Source organism: Moritella sp. PE36 (genome assembly GCF_000170855.1).
Classification (GTDB): Bacteria; Pseudomonadota; Gammaproteobacteria; order Enterobacterales; family Moritellaceae; genus Moritella.
Map to the genome: position 1 here is coordinate 1 of NZ_ABCQ01000063.1, position 21,990 is coordinate 21,990.

General features: G+C 41.7%; 23 protein-coding genes and 1 rRNA gene. 22 read left to right on the plus strand and 2 right to left on the minus strand.

The annotated features are described in order from the left end of the window. The 6 genes from PE36_RS20795 to mnmE form a co-directional block, all read left to right on the plus strand. On the plus strand, positions 1-318 hold a 318-nt coding region (locus tag PE36_RS20795), incomplete at its 5' end, for an ATP-binding cassette domain-containing protein (protein WP_006034070.1). Between the two features lie 372 nt (positions 319-690). Further along, entirely contained in the window at positions 691-825 is a 135-nt protein-coding gene (rpmH, locus tag PE36_RS20800; RefSeq protein WP_006034071.1) for a 50S ribosomal protein L34, read from the plus strand. A gap of 42 nt (positions 826-867) precedes the next feature. After that, positions 868-1,191 (plus strand): ribonuclease P protein component, encoded by a 324-nt coding sequence (gene rnpA / locus PE36_RS20805; protein WP_043994929.1) that lies wholly within the window; start codon positions 868-870, stop codon positions 1,189-1,191. Beyond that, positions 1,158-1,409 (plus strand): membrane protein insertion efficiency factor YidD, encoded by a 252-nt coding sequence (gene yidD, locus PE36_RS24200; protein WP_083798034.1) that lies wholly within the window; start codon positions 1,158-1,160, stop codon positions 1,407-1,409. Before rnpA ends, yidD begins: the two co-directional genes overlap by 34 nt. A gap of 7 nt (positions 1,410-1,416) precedes the next feature. Then, positions 1,417-3,060, plus strand: a complete 1,644-nt coding sequence (yidC, locus tag PE36_RS20810; RefSeq protein WP_006034074.1) for a membrane protein insertase YidC — start codon at positions 1,417-1,419, stop codon at positions 3,058-3,060. Between the two features lie 75 nt (positions 3,061-3,135). Then, entirely contained in the window at positions 3,136-4,500 is a 1,365-nt protein-coding gene (mnmE, locus tag PE36_RS20815; protein WP_006034075.1) for a tRNA uridine-5-carboxymethylaminomethyl(34) synthesis GTPase MnmE, read from the plus strand. Positions 4,501-4,772: 272 nt separating this feature from the next. Here the strand turns inward: mnmE and PE36_RS20820 are convergent, their stop codons facing one another. Next, positions 4,773-5,810: an HDOD domain-containing protein gene (locus PE36_RS20820; RefSeq protein ID WP_043994930.1), complete on the minus strand. Its 1,038-nt coding sequence runs from the start codon at positions 5,808-5,810 to the stop codon at positions 4,773-4,775. Between the two features lie 87 nt (positions 5,811-5,897). Here PE36_RS20820 and mioC point away from each other — a divergent pair, with 87 nt between their 5' ends. From mioC to glmU, 15 genes are all read left to right on the plus strand, one after another. Next, on the plus strand, positions 5,898-6,347 hold the full coding sequence (gene mioC, locus PE36_RS20825; RefSeq protein ID WP_006034077.1) for an FMN-binding protein MioC: 450 nt from the start codon (positions 5,898-5,900) through the stop codon (positions 6,345-6,347). A 389-nt stretch (positions 6,348-6,736) separates the two neighbouring features. Beyond that, the gene (mnmG, locus tag PE36_RS20830) at positions 6,737-8,620 is read left to right on the plus strand and encodes a tRNA uridine-5-carboxymethylaminomethyl(34) synthesis enzyme MnmG (RefSeq protein ID WP_006034078.1); all 1,884 of its coding nucleotides are present in this window, start codon (positions 6,737-6,739) and stop codon (positions 8,618-8,620) included. Between the two features lie 194 nt (positions 8,621-8,814). Beyond that, on the plus strand, positions 8,815-9,435 hold the full coding sequence (gene rsmG, locus PE36_RS20835) for a 16S rRNA (guanine(527)-N(7))-methyltransferase RsmG (protein ID WP_006034079.1): 621 nt from the start codon (positions 8,815-8,817) through the stop codon (positions 9,433-9,435). A 12-nt stretch (positions 9,436-9,447) separates the two neighbouring features. After that, the gene (locus PE36_RS20840) at positions 9,448-10,251 is read left to right on the plus strand and encodes a ParA family protein (RefSeq protein ID WP_043994931.1); all 804 of its coding nucleotides are present in this window, start codon (positions 9,448-9,450) and stop codon (positions 10,249-10,251) included. Next, positions 10,248-11,141 (plus strand): ParB/RepB/Spo0J family partition protein, encoded by an 894-nt coding sequence (locus tag PE36_RS20845; RefSeq protein ID WP_006034081.1) that lies wholly within the window; start codon positions 10,248-10,250, stop codon positions 11,139-11,141. The genes PE36_RS20840 and PE36_RS20845 overlap by 4 nt, the downstream gene beginning before the upstream one ends. 388 nt (positions 11,142-11,529) lie before the next feature. After that, entirely contained in the window at positions 11,530-11,919 is a 390-nt protein-coding gene (locus tag PE36_RS20850; RefSeq protein WP_043994932.1) for an ATP synthase subunit I, read from the plus strand. 3 nt (positions 11,920-11,922) lie between these two features. Further along, complete coding sequence (gene atpB, locus PE36_RS20855) at positions 11,923-12,699, plus strand: F0F1 ATP synthase subunit A (protein WP_006034083.1); 777 nt, start codon at positions 11,923-11,925, stop codon at positions 12,697-12,699. Positions 12,700-12,750: 51 nt separating this feature from the next. Next, positions 12,751-12,993, plus strand: coding sequence for a F0F1 ATP synthase subunit C (gene atpE / locus PE36_RS20860; protein WP_006034084.1), 243 nt, complete (start codon positions 12,751-12,753; stop codon positions 12,991-12,993). A gap of 37 nt (positions 12,994-13,030) precedes the next feature. Continuing rightward, entirely contained in the window at positions 13,031-13,501 is a 471-nt protein-coding gene (gene atpF / locus PE36_RS20865; RefSeq protein ID WP_006034085.1) for a F0F1 ATP synthase subunit B, read from the plus strand. Positions 13,502-13,515: 14 nt separating this feature from the next. Continuing rightward, positions 13,516-14,049, plus strand: a complete 534-nt coding sequence (gene atpH, locus PE36_RS20870; RefSeq protein WP_006034086.1) for a F0F1 ATP synthase subunit delta — start codon at positions 13,516-13,518, stop codon at positions 14,047-14,049. Between the two features lie 12 nt (positions 14,050-14,061). After that, on the plus strand, positions 14,062-15,603 hold the full coding sequence (gene atpA, locus PE36_RS20875; protein ID WP_006034087.1) for a F0F1 ATP synthase subunit alpha: 1,542 nt from the start codon (positions 14,062-14,064) through the stop codon (positions 15,601-15,603). Positions 15,604-15,651: 48 nt separating this feature from the next. Next, positions 15,652-16,518 carry a F0F1 ATP synthase subunit gamma gene (gene atpG, locus PE36_RS20880; protein ID WP_006034088.1) on the plus strand — a complete coding sequence of 289 codons (867 nt, stop codon included), beginning with the start codon at positions 15,652-15,654 and terminating at the stop codon, positions 16,516-16,518. A gap of 29 nt (positions 16,519-16,547) precedes the next feature. After that, positions 16,548-17,933, plus strand: a complete 1,386-nt coding sequence (atpD, locus tag PE36_RS20885) for a F0F1 ATP synthase subunit beta (protein ID WP_006034089.1) — start codon at positions 16,548-16,550, stop codon at positions 17,931-17,933. 15 nt (positions 17,934-17,948) lie between these two features. After that, positions 17,949-18,374 (plus strand): F0F1 ATP synthase subunit epsilon, encoded by a 426-nt coding sequence (locus PE36_RS20890; protein WP_006034090.1) that lies wholly within the window; start codon positions 17,949-17,951, stop codon positions 18,372-18,374. A 162-nt stretch (positions 18,375-18,536) separates the two neighbouring features. Next, positions 18,537-19,901 carry a bifunctional UDP-N-acetylglucosamine diphosphorylase/glucosamine-1-phosphate N-acetyltransferase GlmU gene (gene glmU, locus PE36_RS20895; protein WP_006034091.1) on the plus strand — a complete coding sequence of 455 codons (1,365 nt, stop codon included), beginning with the start codon at positions 18,537-18,539 and terminating at the stop codon, positions 19,899-19,901. A 73-nt stretch (positions 19,902-19,974) separates the two neighbouring features. Here glmU and nadE read toward each other — a convergent pair whose 3' ends face one another. Then, positions 19,975-20,811, minus strand: a complete 837-nt coding sequence (gene nadE, locus PE36_RS20900) for an ammonia-dependent NAD(+) synthetase (RefSeq protein WP_006034092.1) — start codon at positions 20,809-20,811, stop codon at positions 19,975-19,977. Between the two features lie 453 nt (positions 20,812-21,264). On the opposite strand from nadE, the gene PE36_RS20905 reads away from it, so the two are divergent. Further along, positions 21,265-21,990: ribosomal RNA gene (locus tag PE36_RS20905) — 16S ribosomal RNA — on the plus strand; the annotation flags it as partial.

Below are 21,990 nucleotides of genomic sequence, written 5' to 3' on the forward strand. Positions count from 1 at the left end.
TTGTCAGGGGGACAACAACAACGTATCGGCATAGCGCGAGCAATGGCGGCACAAAGCAAAGTGATCTTGTTTGATGAACCAACCTCGGCGTTAGACCCAGAATGGGTGGGTGAAGTACTCACGTTAATGCGTCAATTAGCCAAACAAAAGCAAACCATGCTGATTGTGACGCACGAAATGCAATTTGCAAAAGAGATCGCAGACCGGGTGATTTTCATGGATCAAGGCCAGATTGTTGAACAAGGATCCGCGGATATGATCTTTAATAACCCGCAAGATCCTCGTACTCGTACATTTTTACAGCGAGTAAATCAATAATCCGACACTATAAAGTGGATAAATTAGCAGTGCTGACTTGTTAGTTAGTAAATAGCCTGTATAATTCCCCGCTTGATCCCTGTGATCAGATTGGAATAACAGCAATTATTAAACCAAATTATAATTTTTATCTATATGGATAGGAATTTAGCCTATTATTTCATGTATCCAATCGCATAATAATCGGCCGAGAATATCGAATTTAAGTGAGATATTGCTATTTTCACGAGGCGAGTATTGATTAATTATTGACTTGTATTACAACAATGATTAAAATTCCGCCTCTTTTTGTGTTAGTCAAGTTGACGACCGGTCATTATTTCTTGGCTAACTCAACATAACTGTACAGTTAATTTTATAACGGATAAAGCTATGAAACGTACTTTTCAACCAAGTAACCTTAAGCGTAAACGTTCACACGGTTTCCGCGCACGTAAAGCAACTGTAGGTGGCCGTAAGGTTCTTGCACGTCGCCGTGCAAAAGGTCGTAAGACTTTAAGCGCTTAATTATCAGACGTGATAGATAAGAGCTTTCCTCGGGAGTTACGTTTGTTAACTCCCGAACACTTCAAAAACGTATTCGCAGACCCTGTGCGATCTGCCTCACCTCATATAACTATACTTGCCAAAAATAACTCACTTGGACATCCTCGTCTTGGTTTAGCGGTACCTAAAAAAGCGATTAAACTTGCTGTCGGCCGTAACCGAGTTAAGCGTCTAATTAGAGAAAGTTTTCGGACACGCCAACATGATTTTCCTAATGTTGATATCGTGGTTATCGCTAAATCAGGTATTGCAAACTTGGAAAATGCAGAAATCGATGCATTATTGGAGAAGTTATGGCGCAAACTTTGTCGCCGCTGCAATGGTTAGGCACCAAATTAATACGAGGGTACCAATTATTCATTAGTCCAATAATTGGGCCTCGCTGTCGCTTCACTCCAACGTGTTCTCAATACGCGATAGAATCAATAAAACTCCACGGATTTACAAAAGGTTGTTGGCTCACAGCCAAACGTCTATTAATATGTCATCCTTTTAGTAATAAACATGGTTACGATCCTGTTCCTGACCCCAAACAAAGAGATTAATTAGATTATGGAATCCCAACGTAATTTACTTGTCATCGGATTATTGTTTGTCAGCTTTTTGCTATTTACCGAATGGCAAAATAAAGACAACCCGGTTGCAGTACCAACAACGACTCAAGCGTTCACCAATGGTTTAACTGGCGATGTACCAGCAGGCAGTGACTCATCAACTGATGCGCCAAACAGCAAACAATCAAACAATCTGATCACCATCAGCTCAGATGTACTTGAACTGACTATCGATACCTTAGGTGGTGATATTGTTCGTGCAGACTTACTTGAGCATGCGACAGAGTTAGATGCTGAAGAACGTTTCACCTTATTACAAAATGATGCAACCAATGTTTATGTTGCACAAAGTGGTCTTATTGGCGCCAACGGTCCAGATGCAAACGTAAATGGTCGTCCACAATACAGTACTACCGCGACCAGCTTCACGATTTCAGGCGATACATTAAGTATTCCACTGTCTTATACAGATGCGAATGGGGTTGAATTTACCAAAATATTTACCCTAACTCGTGGCAACTATGACGTTGACGTGAGCTACAAAATTAATAACCAATCTGCTAACGCGATTTCGGTGCAAATGTACGGTCAATTAAAACAAAACATTGATCTGTCTGAAGACACTGGTAGCAGCATGATGATGCAAGCTTACCGTGGTGCCGCACTGGGTACGACTGATAAACGTTATGAAAAATACGATTTCGATGATATCAGCGATGCAAACCTAAGTCGCACGACGACTGCGGGTTGGGTTGGCATGTTACAGCATTACTTTGTATCAGCATGGATCCCTGGCAACAGCCAAAATCATTTCTACACTTTGAACATTGGTCGTACTGATTTTACTCAAGGTCAAGCGATTATCGGTTTCAAACAACCTGTTGAAGCCATTGCCGCGAACAGCGAAACAACGATCTCAGCAAAACTTTGGCTTGGTCCTAAATTACAAGATCAGATGGGCGAATTAGTTGAAGGTCTTGACCTAACAGTAGACTACAGCTGGTTATGGTTCATCGCACAACCATTATTCCAACTGTTACAGTTCTTCCACGGTTTAGTGGGTAACTGGGGTATTGCGGTCATCATGATCACATTCACCGTACGTGGTGCAATGTATCCGCTAACCAAGGCGCAATATACGTCAATGGCTAAAATGCGCTTACTACAACCTAAATTAACCGCATTACGTGAAAAATGTGGCGACGACAAACAAAAAATGTCGCAATCAATGATGGCATTGTATAAAGAAGAGAAAGTAAATCCATTAGGTGGTTGTTTCCCAATGATCATCCAAATGCCTATTTTCATCTCACTATACTGGGCCTTAATGGAAAGTGTGGAATTACGTCACGCGCCATTCGCATTGTGGATTAATGATTTATCAGCACAAGACCCGTACTACGTATTACCGCTATTAATGGGTGTTACTATGTACATGATCCAGAAAATGTCGCCGACACAAGTGCAGGATCCAATGCAGCAGAAGGTCATGCAGTTCATGCCTGTGATGTTTACTTTCTTCTTCTTGTGGTTCCCAGCAGGACTAGTTCTATACTGGTTAATGAGTAACGTGGTTACAATTATCCAACAAACTATTATTTTCCGCTCACTGGAAAAACAAGGTTTGCATAGCAAGAAATAAGCTTGCTAATCTTATCAAGGCGGCCCTTGTGCCGCCTTTTTTCATCTAAAAAATCTACTATCTTCGGGTAATCACATGCTAACTAATGAAACTATCATTGCACAAGCCACACCGCCAGGACGAGGTGGTGTGGGAATTATTCGTATCTCTGGCGCAAAAACAGAGTTAGTTGCGCAGACAATTTTAAATAAAATTCCAGCCGTGCGTAAAGCCGATTACTTATCTTTCTTGGATGAAGACCAGCAAACAATTGACCAAGGTATTGCCATCTTGTTCAAAGCACCAAATTCATTTACCGGTGAAGATGTTTTAGAGTTACAAGGTCATGGTGGTCCCGTGATCATGGATATGCTGATGCGTCGTATTCTTAAAATAGACGGCATCAGAATGGCCCGTCCGGGTGAATTCTCAGAGCGTGCATTTCTCAATGACAAAATGGATTTAACCCAAGCCGAAGCCATTGCCGATCTGATCGATGCCACCTCAGAACGCGCGGCTAAATCAGCCATGAACTCCCTGCAAGGTGAATTCTCGAAAAAAATTAATACCCTGACCGAAAGTTTAATTCACCTACGTATTTATGTTGAAGCGGCGATTGATTTTCCAGAAGAAGAAGTTGATTTTCTTGCCGACGGTAAAATTGCTCAAGCACTGTATAACATCATGGATAACCTCTCCGCAGTGCAAAAAGAAGCCAAGCAAGGGGCCATTATCCGCGAAGGTATGAAGGTAGTGATTGCAGGCCGTCCTAACGCTGGTAAATCAAGTTTGCTCAACGCGCTAGCAGGTAAAGAATCGGCGATTGTGACCGACATCGCCGGCACAACGCGTGATGTTCTACGTGAACATATCCACATTGATGGTATGCCACTGCATATTATTGATACCGCAGGTTTGCGCGACAGCCCTGATCGTGTAGAACAAATTGGTATTGAACGCGCTTGGCAAGAGATCAATAACGCGGATCAAGTACTCTTCATGGTTGATGGCACCACAACAGATGCCACGGATCCTGCCGAAATTTGGCCTGACTTCATTGATCGCCTGCCAAGCTCGATCGGACTAACCGTGATCAGAAATAAAGTGGATCTTACTGGTGAAACACTCACTGTGAGTGACGATCAAAGCCATCCGGTATTTAAAATATCAGCAAAAGAGAACCTTGGCTTAGATGAGCTTAAGGATCATTTAAAACAATGTATGGGCTACAAAAGCAATACAGAAGGTGGTTTCATTGCCCGCCGTCGTCACTTAGACGCTCTTGAGAAGGCCGATGAGCACTTGCAGATAGGCAAGCAGCAGCTTGAAGTTTATAAGGCGGGAGAGCTGCTTGCAGAAGAGCTACGCTTAGCCCAACAGCAACTGTCTGAAATTACCGGCGAGTTCAGCTCTGACGATCTTCTTGGTCGTATCTTTACTTCATTCTGCATCGGTAAATAAGCCACAGAGAATAACCAGGACGATCCTAACGGGGATCGTCACTTTATTTACCTCTCAGTTTAAACACGGTCACTAAAGATCATAACCTCCACATTTAAAACACTTCGGCAACGATCCAATACCATCAATGTTACAAACCCATCCACAGAGTTACCCACAAGTTAACCCTGATAAATGATAACTTTAAGCACCGCTAAGTAGGTGTGGATAAACCAGTAATTAACACTCGTTTCTTAGCAAATAAACCCCGATATGCAAGTCTAATTATGGCTTTATACTCCCGCGATACACGCTTGAATATCGAGTTGATTATCACGGCAAAATTCTGTCGCTTGCAGCTGGGAGATATAACCTTGTTCTAACAATAAGTGTATCTCACTGTATAAATTAGCTTGTACCAATAACTTACCAGGCCCCGTATGCTGCAGAACAGCGCTACTTTCCGACTGTTCATACAAGGCTTTCACCACAGGACCCGGTAACAGCCAAGCCTGAGCGATTAACGCCGACAAGCGTAATGAATGCTTGGTCATCATTTGACGGAATAACTTGGAACTGGGTCTAAATTGGGGGTCACTGATATTCATTTCATCGACGATTAATTTAAACAGCGCAATTTTACCCACATCGTGAATCAAACCTAAGAAATAGGCTAAGTCAGGATCCTCCCCCCTACTCTTAGCTAACTTTTTTGCCCACAAGGCAGTCGTGAGTGAATGCTGCCATAAATGCTGACCAAATAACTTAAAATAAATCGGCTTTATCTCGGTAATATTTTGCATCACGATCGTCAATACAATCGATTTAATCTGTAAACCGCCTAAACGAACAACAGCCGCTTGTAAACTAGTGACTTCCAGAGACCCTAATTGATAACCTGCCGAGTTCACTAACTTGATCACATCAGCGGCCAATACCGGATCCTGAGTAATCAATGCCGCTAATTGTTCTGCGGTATAATCACCACGGTCAATTAGCGCCGATACCTTATGTAATACTTCAGGTAGTCGCACCACGTTTAACGCGATACTTTCAGGTCGGCCGACCCCCGCTTCAACTTTAAGCAGGATGCTTTTTTCTAACGGGTTTAATCCTGCACTCGCTTCTGTTACCACATACTTATTATTAAACAGCAAATCATAAAATAATGAACTCGTGTCAATTATCTCATCCGCTACAGCGACATCAGGTATACTCACTGTTGTCGTCGCTACCTTATTAATAATCGGTTTAGGTGGCGCATTCGGTGTCTTTTTAGCCCGTAGAGAACGACCAAATACAGTCAGAAAACGTTGAAACAATGAAGCCATAAGTGCCTTAATAGGTATGAATAATATTGTAATAAACTTCATTTTACAGAAAAAACAGTGAAAGCATCGTTTAAATAAGAGGAAACCATGTACACATTCGAAATAATTGTAGGAACAACATTGGGATCGGCAGAATATGTCGCGGATCATTTAGCAGAAAAACTGATTGATCAAGGTTTCAAAGTCAATATTCACCTCGATCCTAATTTAGCCAACCTACCGATCGACAATAACCACCCCTGGATCATTTGCACAGCCACGCATGGCGCAGGTGACTACCCTGATAACATCGCACCGCTTGCGCTACAACTGCAACAAACGAAACCTAATTTAAGCAGCGTGAAATATGCAGTGATCGCCCTGGGCTCAAAATCTTATGATCAATTCTGTAATGCAGGTCATATGATCGATCGTCAACTGGCTAAATTAAACGCCAAAAAGGTCTCTAAAACACTCGAAATATGCACGCTAGAAACGCCGATCCCTGAAGATGCGATCGACGACTGGTTCCCTGAATGGTCGAATAATTGGCTATAATATAACCATGATCATGTTTTTTTATTTTTATTTTCTGTGGATAACTATAGATCTTTCTTGTGAAGAACCTATAGTTATCCATGTAGAATAAATACAGTAACCGAGACCCTGTGTATAACTCGGCTATTTACACCCAGCTTATACGTAACAAGCCCAAGCCTTACTAACAGTAAGTGATCGACGTTAAACACATGATCTTCCTAGATCAAAGTGAGTTATCAACAGATCAAGGCGATCCTAATAATAGATCTAATAAGATCTCTTTTAAGATCTTTAAGATCAACAGTTGGATCTAAATAAAAATATAATTAAGATCATTTGCATCTGTGGGATAAAACCGTAGACTGTGCCGCTCTGAATATATCCGCCAAATAAAACCGAGGTGATACATGGCATACCATGAACAATTTGAAGTTATCGTCGTAGGTGGCGGACATGCAGGCACAGAAGCCGCTGCCGCTGCTGCTCGTATGGGACGAAAGACATTATTATTAACCCATAACATCGATACGCTAGGACATATGTCCTGTAACCCAGCAATCGGTGGTATCGGTAAAGGCCATCTGGTTAAAGAAATTGACGCACTTGGCGGCATCATGGGTCAAGCAACTGACCTCGGCGGAATTCAATTTAGAACATTAAATTCAAGTAAAGGCCCTGCTGTGCGTGCAACGCGTGCCCAAGCGGATCGTTTGTTATATAAATCAGCGGTACGTCAAAAACTTGAAAATCAACAAAACCTAACGATATTCCAACAATCAGTTGATGATCTTATTATTGAAAATGATCGTGTCGTGGGGGTGATGACTCAAGCCGGTTTATCGTTTAGAGCTAAATCAGTGGTATTAACCGTCGGTACTTTCCTTGACGGACTTATTCACATTGGCTTGCAAAACTATCCAGGTGGTCGCGCGGGTGATCCTGCCTCGGTATCATTGGCTGCACGTCTACGTGAGTTACCCATTCGTACAGGTCGTTTAAAAACCGGTACTCCGCCGCGTATTGATGGTCGCACTATTGATTTTTCTGTCATGGAAGAGCAACACGGTGATAAACCAACACCGGTATTTTCTTTCATTGGCAGCCGTAAAGATCATCCCCAACAGATACCTTGTTACATCACTCATACCAATAATAAAACTCATGATGTGATCCGCAGTGGTATGGATCGTAGCCCAATGTACACCGGTGTGATCGAAGGCATTGGCCCACGTTACTGCCCATCGATCGAAGATAAGATCACTCGGTTTGCAGATAAAGAATCACATCAGATTTTTATCGAGCCAGAAGGCTTAACAACGCATGAAGTTTACCCTAACGGCATCTCAACAAGCTTGCCTTATGATGTACAAGTTGATCTTGTTCGTTCGATCCGCGGTTTAGAGAATGCTCACATTACTCGTCCTGGTTATGCGATCGAGTATGATTACTTCGATCCCCGTGATCTTAAGTTGACGTTAGAAAGTAAATTTATCGAAGGCTTGTTCCTCGCGGGTCAAATTAACGGGACCACGGGTTACGAAGAAGCGGCGGCACAAGGTCTACTTGCTGGTTTAAATGCCGCACGCACAGCACGAGAAGAAGATACATGGCACCCACGCCGTGATCAGGCTTACTTGGGTGTGTTAGTCGACGATCTGGCCACATTAGGGACCAAAGAACCGTACCGTATGTTTACCAGTCGTGCTGAATACCGCTTAATACTGCGTGAAGATAACGCGGATGCGCGTTTAACAGAGCAAGGCCGTGAACTCGGTTTAGTTGATGATCATCGCTGGCAGGTGTTTAACGAGAAAATGGAAGCCATTGAACTGGAACAACAACGTTTACGTTCTACTTGGATCAATCCGAATAAAGCATTCGCGGATAAGATCAATGCAATACTGGCTAAACCGCTATCACGTGAACATACCTTAGAAGATCTTCTGCGTCGTCCTGAAGTAACCTACAACGCCTTGATGACAATTGAAGAGCTGGGTCCGAAGCTAGAGCATGAGTCGGCTGCAGAACAAGTTGAGATCACCATTAAGTACGAAGGTTACATCAACCGTCAGAAAGCGGAGATTGAAAAGCAACTGCGTCATGAAAATACCTTATTGCCAACGGATTTAGATTACGCCAAAATTAAAGGCCTTTCTAATGAAGTGATTGCTAAGTTAGTCGACGTTAAACCACAAACAATTGGGATGGCATCGCGTATTTCAGGCATCACACCTGCTGCAATTTCAATTTTGTTAATTTATTTGAAAAAGCAAAACCTACTCAGCAAATAAATAATTAGTACAACAGCCACCGTTAATACATTTATCGGTGGCTATATAACCTCATTTTTGACATCATTCCCTAATTTGCAATGCTACTATTTAGTTAAGGTACCTTTACCTTAATCTGTAGGTTGTCTTGTTCTTTTTTTTCTACGATTTAATATTAACTTAGATAATCACGTTTTACCGGAGTAAATCACCCTATGATCAACCGTCTCGACGCATTATTAGCCCAAACATCTTTGGTTGTGACTGATACCCAAAAGCAGCAATTAGTGGCATTAGTGAATTTGTTACATAAGTGGAATAAGGCATATAACCTGACTTCGGTACGTGATCCAGAAAATATGTTAATAAAACATATTATGGACAGTCTTGTCGTGAGCCCATATTTAGAAGGTGAACGTTTTATTGATGTGGGTACTGGACCTGGCTTACCGGGTTTACCGTTAGCGATCATGAATCCAGATAAAGAATTTGTACTGCTGGATAGTTTAGGTAAACGTATTCGTTTTGTCACTCAAGCGGTGCACGAATTAAAATTAACTAACGTCACGCCTGTGCAATCTCGTGTCGAAGAGTATCACCCAGAAATTAAATTTGATGGGGTATTAAGTCGTGCGTTTGCTTCACTTGAAGATATGTTACATTGGTGTAAGCATCTACCAAAACCAGATGGATTGTTTTATGCGTTGAAAGGGGTGAAACCAACGGGTGAAATTAAAACATTAAATGCTAAATTCAAACTGGAAGTTGCACATAAACTAACAGTGCCAGAGTTAGAGGGCGAACGTCATCTAATCGTCATGTCTGAGATTAAATAATAGGGAATATTTGTGGGCAAAATCATAGCAATAGCTAACCAGAAAGGTGGCGTAGGAAAAACAACTACTTGTGTCAATTTAGCAGCCTCCATGTCGGCGACTAAACGTAAGGTATTGCTGATTGATCTTGATCCACAAGGTAACGCAACCATGGGCAGTGGTATCGATAAGTATAACGTCGAGTATTCTGCTTATGATTTATTGGTTGATGAAAAGCCTGTAAAAGAGGTTGTTATTACTGAAACGTCGGGTAAATATCATCTGATCGCAGCAAATCAAGATGTCACTGCGGCTGAAATCAAGTTAATGGCATTTTTTGCCCGTGAGTTACGGCTGAAAAATGCACTTGCCGCAGTAAAAGATTATTACGATTATATTTTTATTGATTGTCCGCCATCATTAAACTTATTAACCATTAATGCCATGGCTGCTGCGGACTCTATTATTGTGCCAATGCAATGTGAGTATTATGCACTCGAAGGCCTTACCGCATTAATGGATACCACCAGTAAATTAGCCGCCGCTGTTAATCCTAATTTGAAAATTGAAGGCATATTACGCACCATGTATGACCCGCGTAATCGTTTAGCTTCAGACGTGTCCGAACAACTGAAGCAACATTTTGGGGATAAAGTCTATCGTACTGTGATCCCGCGAAATGTCCGTTTAGCTGAAGCGCCGAGCTTTGGTGCGCCAGCCATGTATTATGATAAATCATCTAACGGGGCTAAAGCGTATTTAGCGCTCGCGGGTGAAATTATTCGTCGTCAAGAATTAGCCCATGAACAGAGCGAACAGACAAAGGAACAAGCATGAACGTGAAAAAACGAGGGTTAGGTAAAGGTCTGGATGCTTTGCTCGGTACCAGTGCCATGGCAAGAACCAAAGAACAAACCGCGGATGATCTAGCGCAACCGATAGTAACGGTTGAGAATGAATTCAAAAAATTACCGATTGAGTGGTTATATCCAGGCAAGTATCAGCCACGTAAAGATATGGCTAGAGATGCCTTAGATGAGTTAGCCGCCTCTATTACCGCACAAGGCATTATCCAACCTATTGTTGTTCGCGAATTAAATCCACAACAGTTTGAAATTATAGCTGGGGAACGTCGTTGGCGTGCTGCACAATTAGCGGGGTTAAGTAAAGTCCCTTGTATCGTCAAAGATGTGGCTGACGAAGCGGTGATGGCGATGTCTCTGATTGAAAATATTCAACGTGAAGACTTAAATGCAATGGAAGAATCAACCGCATTACTGCGTTTAATTGAAGAGTTTTCATTAACGCATCAACAAGTCGCTGATGCTGTAGGTAAATCACGCGCCTCGGTATCGAATTTATTACGCTTAAATAGTCTCAATAATGACGTGAAAACGTTGCTTGAACATGGCGACATTGAGATGGGTCATGCCCGTGCATTATTGGCACTTGAAGGTGAGCTGCAATCACAAGCTGCAAGCAATATTGCTCAACGTGGTTTAACTGTTCGCGATACCGAAAAATTGGTGAGAAAGCTACTGGAACCGAAAGCTGAAATAAGCCCAATAAAGGTAAAAGATCCCGATGTTGTTAACCTAGAATATCGCTTATCTGAACGATTAAAAGCCAAAGTTATCATCAAACAAGGTGCAAATGGCTGTGGGAAGCTAACAATTGACTATACTAGCCTTGCTGAATTGGATGATATAGTTGCAACTTTGGGTTAAACTTTAACCTCCAGATGATAAAGATCAAATTAAGTTAATATTTTTAAAAGTGCAGTTATGAGTCAATAAATATACTTAGCTCAATAAGATACGCTTTTCTTCACAATTATCTTCACTTGAAATATCAAAGGTTTAGATTTCATCTGATGTCAAAATAACTTTATTTCATAATAACCGCGTTGTTTAGAATTTAATATTATAAGGGCGGTACTCATTAGTGGGTAACGCCTGTCATATCGCATATTTCAGAATATTCTACTTAGCTTTCCTTATCTGGCTTGCAATGAGTTGCATTAGCACCACTTCAACGTATAATTTATCCTGCTTTTAGAAGCGTTTTTGTATATTTTTTTTGAATGCTTCAAAAAGATTGTTTTAGGGGTTTATTGTGTCAAACAAATTAGCAATGAATGCGTTCAATCAAGCTATTAAATTGATTGTGTTTCAGGTGCTATTAGTGGCCGTTTGCGCGTTAACCTTTTTGCTTATTGATGGTGAGCTTTCAGCTCGTTCTGCAATCTTTGGTGGCATTATTTATGTCTTACCAAATTACATCTTTACCCGTTTGGCTTTCCGGTTTATGGGCGCCAGACAGATTCAAGATGTTGTAGCATCATTTGCATTAGGTGAAACGTTAAAATTGGTACTGACAGTTGTGTTCTTTATTGTGGTATTAGGTTTCGTTAAGGTGAATTATCTTCCTCTTTACGTGACGTTCTCATTAGCAATCGGCTCACAATTATTTGCTCCTTATTTTATGAACAAAAAACTGGGATGAAAAATGTCTGTAACAGGTGAAGCACTAACGTCGACCCAATATATCCAACATCACTTAACTAATTTAGCGGTTGGTGAAGGATTTTGGACTTGGCACCTAGACACACTTTTCGTAACCCTTGCTTTAGGGATTTTATTCTTAGGGACATTCTATCGAGTTGGTCAGAAAGCGACTACGGGCGTACCAGGCAAATTTCAATGTTTTGTTGAAATGTGTATCGAGTTCGTTGACAATATCGTGAAAGAATCTTTTCATGGTCGTAATGCGTTAATCGCACCGTTGTCATTAACTATCTTCATGATGGTTATTCTGATGAATACAATGGATTTGGTTCCTGTGGATTTCATTCCTGAAGCCGCAAAAGCAATAGGAATTGACTACATGAAAGTTGTTCCAACAACGGATTTAAATACTACCTTCGCTATGTCGATTAGTATTTTTCTTCTTATTGTTGGTTTCAGCATCAAGGTTAAAGGTGTCAAAGGGTTCGCTCGCGAACTGACTATGAACCCATTTAACCACTGGTTATTTATTCCTTTTAACTTTGCACTGGAAATGGTTACTTTACTGGCTAAGCCTATTTCATTAGCGCTTCGTTTGTTTGGTAACATGTACGCAGGTGAGCTGATCTTTATTTTGATCGCGCTTATGCCTTGGTACCTTCAGTGGGGACTAAGTGTGCCATGGGCGATTTTCCATATTTTGGTAATCGTTCTACAAGGGTTTATCTTCATGATGCTGTCTATGGTTTATCTAAGCAGTGCATGTGAAGATCATTAATTTATAAACACAAATTTTAATTAAAATTTTTTATCTTATTTGGAGAATAAAATGGAAATTGTATCAGCTACTATCTTTGCTGTTGCTATCTTACTAGGTTTTGCTGCATTCGGTACAGCAATCGGTTTCGCTATCTTAGGTGGCAAATTCCTAGAGTCTTCTGCTCGTCAACCAGAGATGGCGCCAGCATTACAAACTAAAATGTTTATCGTTGCTGGTCTTCTTGATGCGATCTCTATGATTGCAGTTGGTATCGCATTATTCCTATTATTCGCGAACCCATTCATCGCTTAATCAGCTTTTGGTCCACTACTAACCAAGGAGGTTCGTTGTGAATATCAACGCAACTCTTTTAGGCCAAGCGATTTCGTTTACGTTATTCGTACTATTTTGTATGAAATATGTATGGCCACCACTGATTGCGGCTATCGAAGAACGTCAACAGAAAATCGCCGATGGTCTTGCAAGTGCGGATAAAGCTGCTAAAGATTTGAAGCTAGCGGAAGCTAAAGCTACAGATCAATTGAAAGATGCTAAAGCGCAAGCGGCAGTTATCATTGATGCAGCAAACAAGCGTAAATCTCAAATTGTCGATGAAGCTAAAGAAGAAGCAAATGCAGAGCGAGCTAAAATTCTTGCTCAAGCAGAAGCTGAAGTTGAAGCTGAACGTAATCGTCTAAAAGAAGAATTACGCAAACAAGTAGCTGGTTTAGCTATTGCCGGTGCTGAAAAAATTATCGAACGTTCTATTGATGCCGCTGCTAACAGTGACATCGTTGACAAAATCGTTGCAGAACTTTAACAACTGGGGGGCTTATGTCTGATTTGACTACTATTGCTCGTCCATATGCTAAAGCTGCATTTGATTTTGCCGTTAAGGAACAGGCTATTGATAAATGGCAAGAAATGTTAGCGTTTACGGCGGAAATCGCGGTAAATAAAGATATTTCTACATTATTAAATGGTGCTGTAAGTGCTCACTCTATTGCTGATATTTTTATCAAGGTAGCTGATGAGCAACTTAACGAATCGGGTCAAAACTTTATTAAAGTATTGGCTGAGAACGCTCGTTTAAGCGCATTACCAAACATTGTTACTTTATTTGCATACTACAAAGCGGAACATGAGAAATCTGTTGAAGCTGACGTTACTTCTGCAATGCCATTAACGGCAGAGCAAGAAGCAAACATTGTAATCGCGTTGGAAAAACGTTTAGCACGCAAAGTTAAGTTAAATTGCAACGTTGATAACACGTTAATCGGTGGTTTGATTATTCAGACTGGTGATTTAGTTATTGATGGCTCTGTACGCGGTAAGTTAAATAAACTTGCGGAAGCGCTACAATCGTAATTGGGGAATAGCATGCAACTGAATTCTACAGAAATCAGTGATCTGATCAAACAGCGTATTGAAAAATTCAGCGTTGTTAGTGAAGCAAGAAATGAAGGTACTATCGTTTCAGTAAGCGATGGTATTATTCGTATTCATGGCCTTGCAGACTGTATGCAAGGCGAAATGATTGAATTACCTGGCAACCGTTTTGGTATCGCACTTAACCTAGAGCGTGACTCTGTTGGTGCGGTAGTAATGGGTTCTTACATGGGTCTTGCAGAAGGCCAAAAAGTACGTTCAACTGGACGTATTTTTGAAGTGCCAGTAGGTCGCAACTTATTAGGTCGTGTTGTAAACACACTTGGTGAGCCTATCGACGGTAAAGGACCTATCGACAACGATGGTTTCTCTCCAGTTGAAGTAATTGCACCGGGTGTAATGGAACGTAAATCGGTTGATCAACCTATCCAGATCGGTATCAAAGCGATTGACTCTATGATCCCAATCGGTCGTGGTCAACGTGAGCTTATTATTGGTGACCGTCAGGTTGGTAAGAGTGCTATCGCTATCGATGCAATCATTAACCAAAAAGACTCAGGCATCAAATGTATATACGTAGCAATCGGTCAGAAAGCTTCTACCGTCGCTAGTGTAGTACGTAAGCTTGAAGAACATGGCGCAATGGAAAACACTATTTTTGTTGTTGCAACGGCTTCTGAAGCTGCGGCACTACAATATCTAGCACCATACGCTGGTTGTGCCATGGGTGAATACTTCCGTGACCGTGGTGAAGATGCGCTGATAGTATATGATGATCTGTCTAAGCAAGCCGTTGCTTACCGTCAGATTTCATTACTATTACGTCGTCCGCCAGGCCGTGAAGCTTACCCAGGTGACGTTTTCTATCTGCATTCACGTCTACTAGAGCGTGCTGCTCGTGTAAACGCTGAATACGTAGAAGCATTCACTAAAGGTGAAGTGAAAGGTAAGACAGGTTCTTTAACTGCGCTACCTATCATTGAAACCCAAGGTGGTGACGTATCTGCGTTCGTACCAACGAATGTAATTTCTATTACCGATGGTCAGATCTTCTTGACTACAGAGCTGTTTAACTCAGGCACTCGTCCTGCTGTTGATCCAGGTATCTCTGTATCGCGTGTTGGTGGTGCTGCACAAACGAAGATCATTAAGAAACTATCTGGTGGTATTCGTACCGCACTAGCACAGTATCGTGAATTAGCAGCATTTGCTCAATTCTCTTCTGACCTTGATGATGCAACGCGTAAGCAGCTTGATCATGGCGCAAAAGTTACTGAGCTAATGAAGCAAGGCCAATATGCTCCAATGACGGTTGCTGAGCAGGCTCTATCTTTATATGCGGCAGAAACTGGCGCATTAGAAGATGTCGCAGTTAACAAAATTGTTAGCTTCGAAGCGTCTCTACAAGCTTATGCTAAAGCAGAACACGCTGATTTACTTGCTTCTATTAATGAAACAGGCGCGTACGACAAAGATGTTCAAGCTAAGCTATCAAGCTTACTTGAAAGCTTTAAGTCTACACAAACCTGGTAAGAGCGGTGGCAGCCTTTGCTGCCACAGTTAGCTTAATAGGAGAAGCAAATGGCCGGCGCTAAAGAAATTAAAAACAAGATCGGGAGTATTACTAATACTCAGAAGATCACCAGCGCAATGGAGATGGTTGCCGCGAGTAAAATGCGTAAAGCACAAGATCGCATGGCAGCTAGTCGCCCATACGCTAACACAATGCGCAGAGTGATCGGTCATCTCGCCGAAGGTTCTCTAGAGTACTCTCATCCGTACCTAGAAGAGCGTGAAGTGAAACGTGTTGGTTATATTGTGATTTCAACTGACCGTGGTCTATGCGGTGGCTTGAACATTAACCTTTTCAAAAAAACTATCTCTGATATGAAGGGATGGTCTGACAAAAAAGTAGATATCGATTTAGGCCTAATAGGTGCTAAAGCCGGTTCATTTTTTGGTAGTGTAGGCGGAAACGTGGTGGCTAATGTTGCTAACCTCGGTGAAGAACCTGCACTAGACGATTTGATTGGTTCTGTTCGAGTTATGCTAGAAGCATACGATAATGGGAAGTTGGATCGCTTATTCGTTGTATATAACAAATTTGTTAATACAATGACGCAAGAACCAACTATCGATCAACTACTGCCGTTGCCTGCATCGGAAGAAAATGAAGCATTACCGAAGCATGGCTGGGATTACCTATATGAAGGTGAACCTGCTGAGCTTTTAACTAAATTATTAGTTAGATTTATTGAATCTCAAGTGTATCAAGGTGTTGTCGAAAACGCTGCATCAGAACAAGCAGCGCGTATGTTTGCAATGAAAAATGCAACTGACAATGCTGGTGACATTATTGATGAGCTGCAGTTAATTTTTAACAAAGCCCGTCAATCTGCCATTACACAAGAGATTTCTGAAATTTGTGCTGGTGCTTCAGCGGTTTAGGCAAACTTGTAAAGTTTAGAGGATTTAAAATGAGTACTGGTATTATTGTCCAGATCATCGGTGCAGTTGTGGACGTTGAGTTTCCACAGCAATCCGTACCTCAAGTGTACGATGCACTGACATTTGACGACACTGACCTATCTGAATTGGTGCTGGAAGTTCAGCAACAAATTGGTGGTGGTGTTGTTCGTTGTATCGTTATGGGTTCAAGTGACGGTTTACGTCGAGGCCTTAAAGTAACTAACACTGGTAGCGCGATTAGCGTGCCTGTTGGTGACGCATGTCTTGGTCGTATTGTAAACGTACTTGGTAACCCTATTGACGGTAAAGGCGCTATCCCTACAGATGTGCGTTATGAAATTCACCGTGCAGCCCCTTCTTATGAAGAGCAGTCACTTTCTAACGAATTGTTAGAAACGGGTGTTAAAGTTATCGATCTGATTTGCCCATTTGCTAAAGGTGGTAAAGTCGGTCTATTCGGTGGTGCCGGTGTTGGTAAAACCGTAAATATGATGGAACTGATCAACAACATCGCTAAAGCTCACTCAGGTTTATCTGTGTTTGCTGGTGTTGGTGAGCGTACTCGTGAAGGTAACGACTTTTACTACGAGATGGAAGAAGCCGGCGTACTTGATAAAGTAGCCATGGTTTACGGCCAAATGAATGAGCCTCCAGGTAACCGTTTACGTGTTGCTTTGACTGGTTTATCTATGGCTGAGCGCTTCCGTGACGAAGGTAAAGATGTATTATTATTCATCGATAATATCTATCGTTATACACTTGCGGGAACTGAAGTATCTGCATTGTTAGGTCGTATGCCATCAGCAGTAGGCTACCAGCCTACACTTGCTGAAGAAATGGGTATCCTACAAGAGCGTATTACTTCAACTAAGAGTGGTTCAATTACATCTATCCAAGCGGTATACGTACCTGCGGATGATTTAACGGATCCATCTCCAGCAACAACATTTGCTCACTTAGATGCAACCGTTGTACTGAACCGTAATATTGCTTCAATGGGTATGTACCCTGCGATCGACCCACTAGATTCTACTTCTCGTCAGTTAGATCCGCTAGTAGTTGGTCAAGAACATTACGACATCGCTCGTGGCGTTCAAGGTGTACTACAGCGTTATACTGAGTTAAAAGACATCATTGCGATCCTAGGTATGGATGAGCTATCTGAAGAAGATAAGCAAATCGTATCTCGTGCTCGTAAGATCCAACGTTTCTTGACTCAACCGTATCATGTTGCAGAAGTATTTACGGGTGACCCAGGTGTTCTAGTATCATTGAAAGAAACTCTACGTGGCTTTAAAGGCCTACTAGCAGGTGATTACGATGATCTTCCTGAGCAAGCGTTCATGTATTGTGGTTCAATCGACGATGCTGTTGAAGCTGCGAAGAAAATGTAACTAAGCGAGGGCACTATGGCTATGACTTTTGATTTGAATGTAGTAAGCGCAGAAGGAGTGTTATTTTCCGGCCGTGCTGAAAGCGTTCAAATTACCGGTTCTGGTGGAGAGTTCGGTATTTTAGCCGGTCACACTCCACTACTTACTGGTATAGTACCTGGCATGGTGCGCTTGGTTAAACAACACGGTGAAGAAGAAATTATCTTCGTATCTGGTGGTACTTGTGAAGTACAACCGGGTGAAGTTACCGTTCTGGCTGATACTGCAATTCGTGCAGAAGATCTAGATTTAGCCAAAGCGCAAGAAGCCAAAAGACAAGCTGAAGAACTGCTTAACAATTCTGCAACTAATCAAGATGTAGATTATGTTCAAGTAGCTGTTCAGCTGGCTGATGCTATTGCTCAACTTCGCGTGCTTAAATTGGTTAAAAAATTCAATTAGTTTGAATTTTTAATTGAACACGTTCAGTTGTCAAAAAGCGACCTTAGGGTCGCTTTTTTTTATGTCTTTAATACACACTGCATATTGTTAAATTTAATAATTCCCTATAACCTGAGCATACTATTTATATTTTCAATGTCATCATTCAGATAAGAGCCCATTATGCCTATTAGTGTTGTTATTCTTGCCGCTGGTAAAGGAACGCGTATGCGTTCAGATCTCCCTAAAGTTCTTCACCCTATCGCTAAAAAACCAATGGTTCAACATGTTATTGATACCGTCAAACAGTTAGATGTTAACGATATCCACTTAGTCTATGGCCATGGTGCAGAATTACTCAAATCGCGGATCAAAGATGACAAATTAGATTGGGTGCTGCAAGCCGAGCAATTAGGTACAGGGCATGCAGTACAGCAGGCTGCAGATCAATTTAAAGCAGATGAACAGATATTGATATTGTATGGCGATGTGCCATTAATTAGCCAAGAAACGCTAACACATTTATGCCAATCTCAGCCTGAAGGTGGTATTGGCTTACTTACTGTGAAATTAGATAATCCGATGGGTTATGGTCGCATTGTCCGTGATGGTGACACGGTTGTCGGTATTGTTGAGCAGAAAGATGCATCAGCAGAACAACTTAAAATTAATGAAGTTAACTCCGGTATTCTCGTTGCTAATGGGGCAGATTTTCAGCACTGGTTATCTCTGTTAGATAATAATAATGCGCAAGGTGAATATTACTTAACGGATGTGATTGCACTTGCGTATAAAGCCGGCCGCACCATTAACGCGGTTCACCCGATTGCAAATATCGAAGTTGAAGGTGTGAATAACCGTATGCAGTTGGCGGAATTAGAACGCGCATACCAACAATTACAAGCATATAAACTCATGGAACAAGGCGTGACTATGCTTGATCCACGCCGCTTTGATTTACGCGGTGAAGTGATTGTTGGTAACGATGTTACCTTTGATATTAATGTGATCATCGAAGGTAAAGTAACGATTGGTCGTGGTGTCACTATCGGTGCTAACTGTATTTTAAAAGATTGTTATATTGGTGATAACTCTGAGATTAAACCAAATTCAATTATCGAATCAGCGACAATCGGTGCTGATTGCAGTGTTGGCCCATTTGCACGTTTACGTCCTAATACAATATTGGAAGACGATGCACATGTAGGTAACTTCGTTGAACTGAAAAAAACAACGTTAGGTAAAGGTTCTAAAGCCGGTCACCTTGCTTATCTTGGTGATAGCATTATTGGTGAAAACGTAAATATTGGTGCGGGTACGATTACTTGTAACTATGATGGGGTAAATAAATTCCAGACGGTTATTGAAGATGGCGCATTCATTGGTTCAGATAGTCAATTGATCGCGCCTGTTACTATTGGTAAAAATGCCACTATTGGTGCCGGCTCTACTATTGCTAGAGATGTCGCTGCTGATGAACTGGTGATCACGCGAGTAAAACAACGTCATATCAAAAATTGGCCAAAACCAACTAAAATTGTAAAGTAAGCGTTAATGTAATTGTCGCTATAAAAAGCAGAGATTTATCTCTGCTTTTTTTGTATTCGTCATTAACTACGCATTACACTGGTGTTGGAATCGGATTACGCTTATGAGTCGTTTTTTTATAGGTATCGATAATTTTAGTTTCAGCTTTAACATCGATGTCTTTCCCTTCTAAGAAATCATCAATCTGATCGTAAGTCACACCGAGTGCCACTTCATCTTCAAGTTGTGGGCGATCTTCTTCTAAATCTGCGGTGGGTATTTTTTGATAAACCTCTTGCGGAGCCCCCAAAGATTCGGCTAGCGCTCTAACTTGACGTTTATTCAAACCAAATAGTGGCGCTAAATCACAAGCCCCATCACCGTGCTTAGTAAAGAAGCCGGAAATATTCTCTGCACTATGATCGGTTCCCGGTACTAAACCACGATATAACCCTGCAATTTCATATTGTGCAATCATGCGCATTCTTGCTTTTACATTACCTTTATTAAAATCTTGGTTGAAGGCGGTGCTTTCTGGTAATCCTGCGGCCTTCACGGATTTGAGTACCTCGGCATGAATACTATCTGCTCCTGACTGAATATTGACTGTGACGGATGTTTTCGGATTAATAAAGTGCAGTGCTTTTTGAGCATCATCTTCATCCGCCTGTACTGAGTAAGGTAAGCGCACGGCAATAAAATTATAATCATCATTACTGTGTTCAGTATTAAGCTCTTCAATCGCCAGTTGGCATAGTCGGCCACAAGTTGATGAATCAACACCACCACTTATACCTAATACTAAACTTTTTAATCCTGAGTTAGTTAATTGCTGCTTGATAAAGTTAATGCGACTACGGATCTCATCGGCGATATCGATACTTGGTTTAACTTTCATCTCTGCGATAATTTGTTTTTTAAGTTCAGTCATGGGTCTATCTCCTTGGTTAAGGTTATTGTATCGCGATAAATGGACATTACTAGTTACCTAGCATCGTAAATACTGACTTTTAAATGAGCTGAACCGCTATGTTGGGGTATTTACATACGATTAAGAGTGAAAAAAAACGGTTCTGTACTAAATCCATACAGAGCTTGTTGTTTGTGAGGTTATTTACTAATAACGCTTGCCTATGTGATCGAATTCTCTATAATCCATCCCACTGACACGGCAACAGCCGTTCAGTATGCTCTTTAACAATTTATTCAAGCAATCTGTGTGAGCACTTGCAGAGATATAATGACCAAATATTATATCAATGTAATTGTGAACATTAAATTAAATCGAAAGGTTTGGTTTTATAAACAACAAACTTCGGTTTGTTGTTGAAGTACAGAATTCATTGAGCCGACTTAATTGCTTAGGCAATTAGTCAAAAACTTTTAATTGAAGAGTTTGATCATGGCTCAGATTGAACGCTGGCGGTAGGCTTAACACATGCAAGTCGAGCGGAAACGAAGAATAGCTTGCTATTCTGGCGTCGAGCGGCGGACGGGTGAGTAATGCTTGGGAATCTGCCTAGTCGAGGGGGACAACAGTTGGAAACGACTGCTAATACCGCATACGACCTACGGGTGAAAGGGGGCCTCTTCTTGAAAGCTCTCGCGACTAGATGAGCCCAAGTGGGATTAGCTTGTTGGTGAGGTAAGAGCTCACCAAGGCGACGATCCCTAGCTGGTCTGAGAGGATGATCAGCCACACTGGAACTGAGACACGGTCCAGACTCCTACGGGAGGCAGCAGTGGGGAATATTGCACAATGGAGGAAACTCTGATGCAGCCATACCGCGTGTATGAAGAAGGCCTTAGGGTTGTAAAGTACTTTCAGCGAGGAGGAAAGGTGGTAAATTAATACTTTGCTACTGTGACGTTACTCGCAGAAGAAGCACCGGCTAACTCCGTGCCAGCAGCCGCGGTAATACGGAGGGTGCAAGCGTTAATCGGAATTACTGGGCGTAAAGCGCATGCAGGCGGTTTGTTAAGCGAGATGTGAAAGCCCCGGGCTCAACCTGGGAACTGCATTTCGAACTGGCAAACTAGAGTTCTTGAGAGGGTGGTAGAATTTCAGGTGTAGCGGTGAAATGCGTAGAGATCTGAAGGAATACCAGTG

Excerpts from the sequence above, each read along its gene's own strand:
- atpB (WP_006034083.1), top strand. The coding sequence starts at position 11,923 with ATGTCTGTAACAGGTGAAGCACTAACGTCGACCCAATATATCCAACAT.
- mnmG (WP_006034078.1), top strand. The coding sequence starts at position 6,737 with ATGGCATACCATGAACAATTTGAAGTTATCGTCGTAGGTGGCGGACAT.
- PE36_RS20820 (WP_043994930.1), bottom strand. The coding sequence starts at position 5,810 with ATGGCTTCATTGTTTCAACGTTTTCTGACTGTATTTGGTCGTTCTCTA.
- atpD (WP_006034089.1), top strand. The coding sequence starts at position 16,548 with ATGAGTACTGGTATTATTGTCCAGATCATCGGTGCAGTTGTGGACGTT.
- mnmE (WP_006034075.1), top strand. The coding sequence starts at position 3,136 with ATGCTAACTAATGAAACTATCATTGCACAAGCCACACCGCCAGGACGA.
- PE36_RS20890 (WP_006034090.1), top strand. The coding sequence starts at position 17,949 with ATGGCTATGACTTTTGATTTGAATGTAGTAAGCGCAGAAGGAGTGTTA.
- yidD (WP_083798034.1), top strand. The coding sequence starts at position 1,158 with ATGGCGCAAACTTTGTCGCCGCTGCAATGGTTAGGCACCAAATTAATA.
- glmU (WP_006034091.1), top strand. The coding sequence starts at position 18,537 with ATGCCTATTAGTGTTGTTATTCTTGCCGCTGGTAAAGGAACGCGTATG.
- atpA (WP_006034087.1), top strand. The coding sequence starts at position 14,062 with ATGCAACTGAATTCTACAGAAATCAGTGATCTGATCAAACAGCGTATT.
- atpE (WP_006034084.1), top strand. The coding sequence starts at position 12,751 with ATGGAAATTGTATCAGCTACTATCTTTGCTGTTGCTATCTTACTAGGT.
- PE36_RS20845 (WP_006034081.1), top strand. The coding sequence starts at position 10,248 with ATGAACGTGAAAAAACGAGGGTTAGGTAAAGGTCTGGATGCTTTGCTC.
- rpmH (WP_006034071.1), top strand. The coding sequence starts at position 691 with ATGAAACGTACTTTTCAACCAAGTAACCTTAAGCGTAAACGTTCACAC.
- yidC (WP_006034074.1), top strand. The coding sequence starts at position 1,417 with ATGGAATCCCAACGTAATTTACTTGTCATCGGATTATTGTTTGTCAGC.
- atpH (WP_006034086.1), top strand. The coding sequence starts at position 13,516 with ATGTCTGATTTGACTACTATTGCTCGTCCATATGCTAAAGCTGCATTT.
- rsmG (WP_006034079.1), top strand. The coding sequence starts at position 8,815 with ATGATCAACCGTCTCGACGCATTATTAGCCCAAACATCTTTGGTTGTG.
- mioC (WP_006034077.1), top strand. The coding sequence starts at position 5,898 with ATGTACACATTCGAAATAATTGTAGGAACAACATTGGGATCGGCAGAA.
- nadE (WP_006034092.1), bottom strand. The coding sequence starts at position 20,811 with ATGACTGAACTTAAAAAACAAATTATCGCAGAGATGAAAGTTAAACCA.
- atpG (WP_006034088.1), top strand. The coding sequence starts at position 15,652 with ATGGCCGGCGCTAAAGAAATTAAAAACAAGATCGGGAGTATTACTAAT.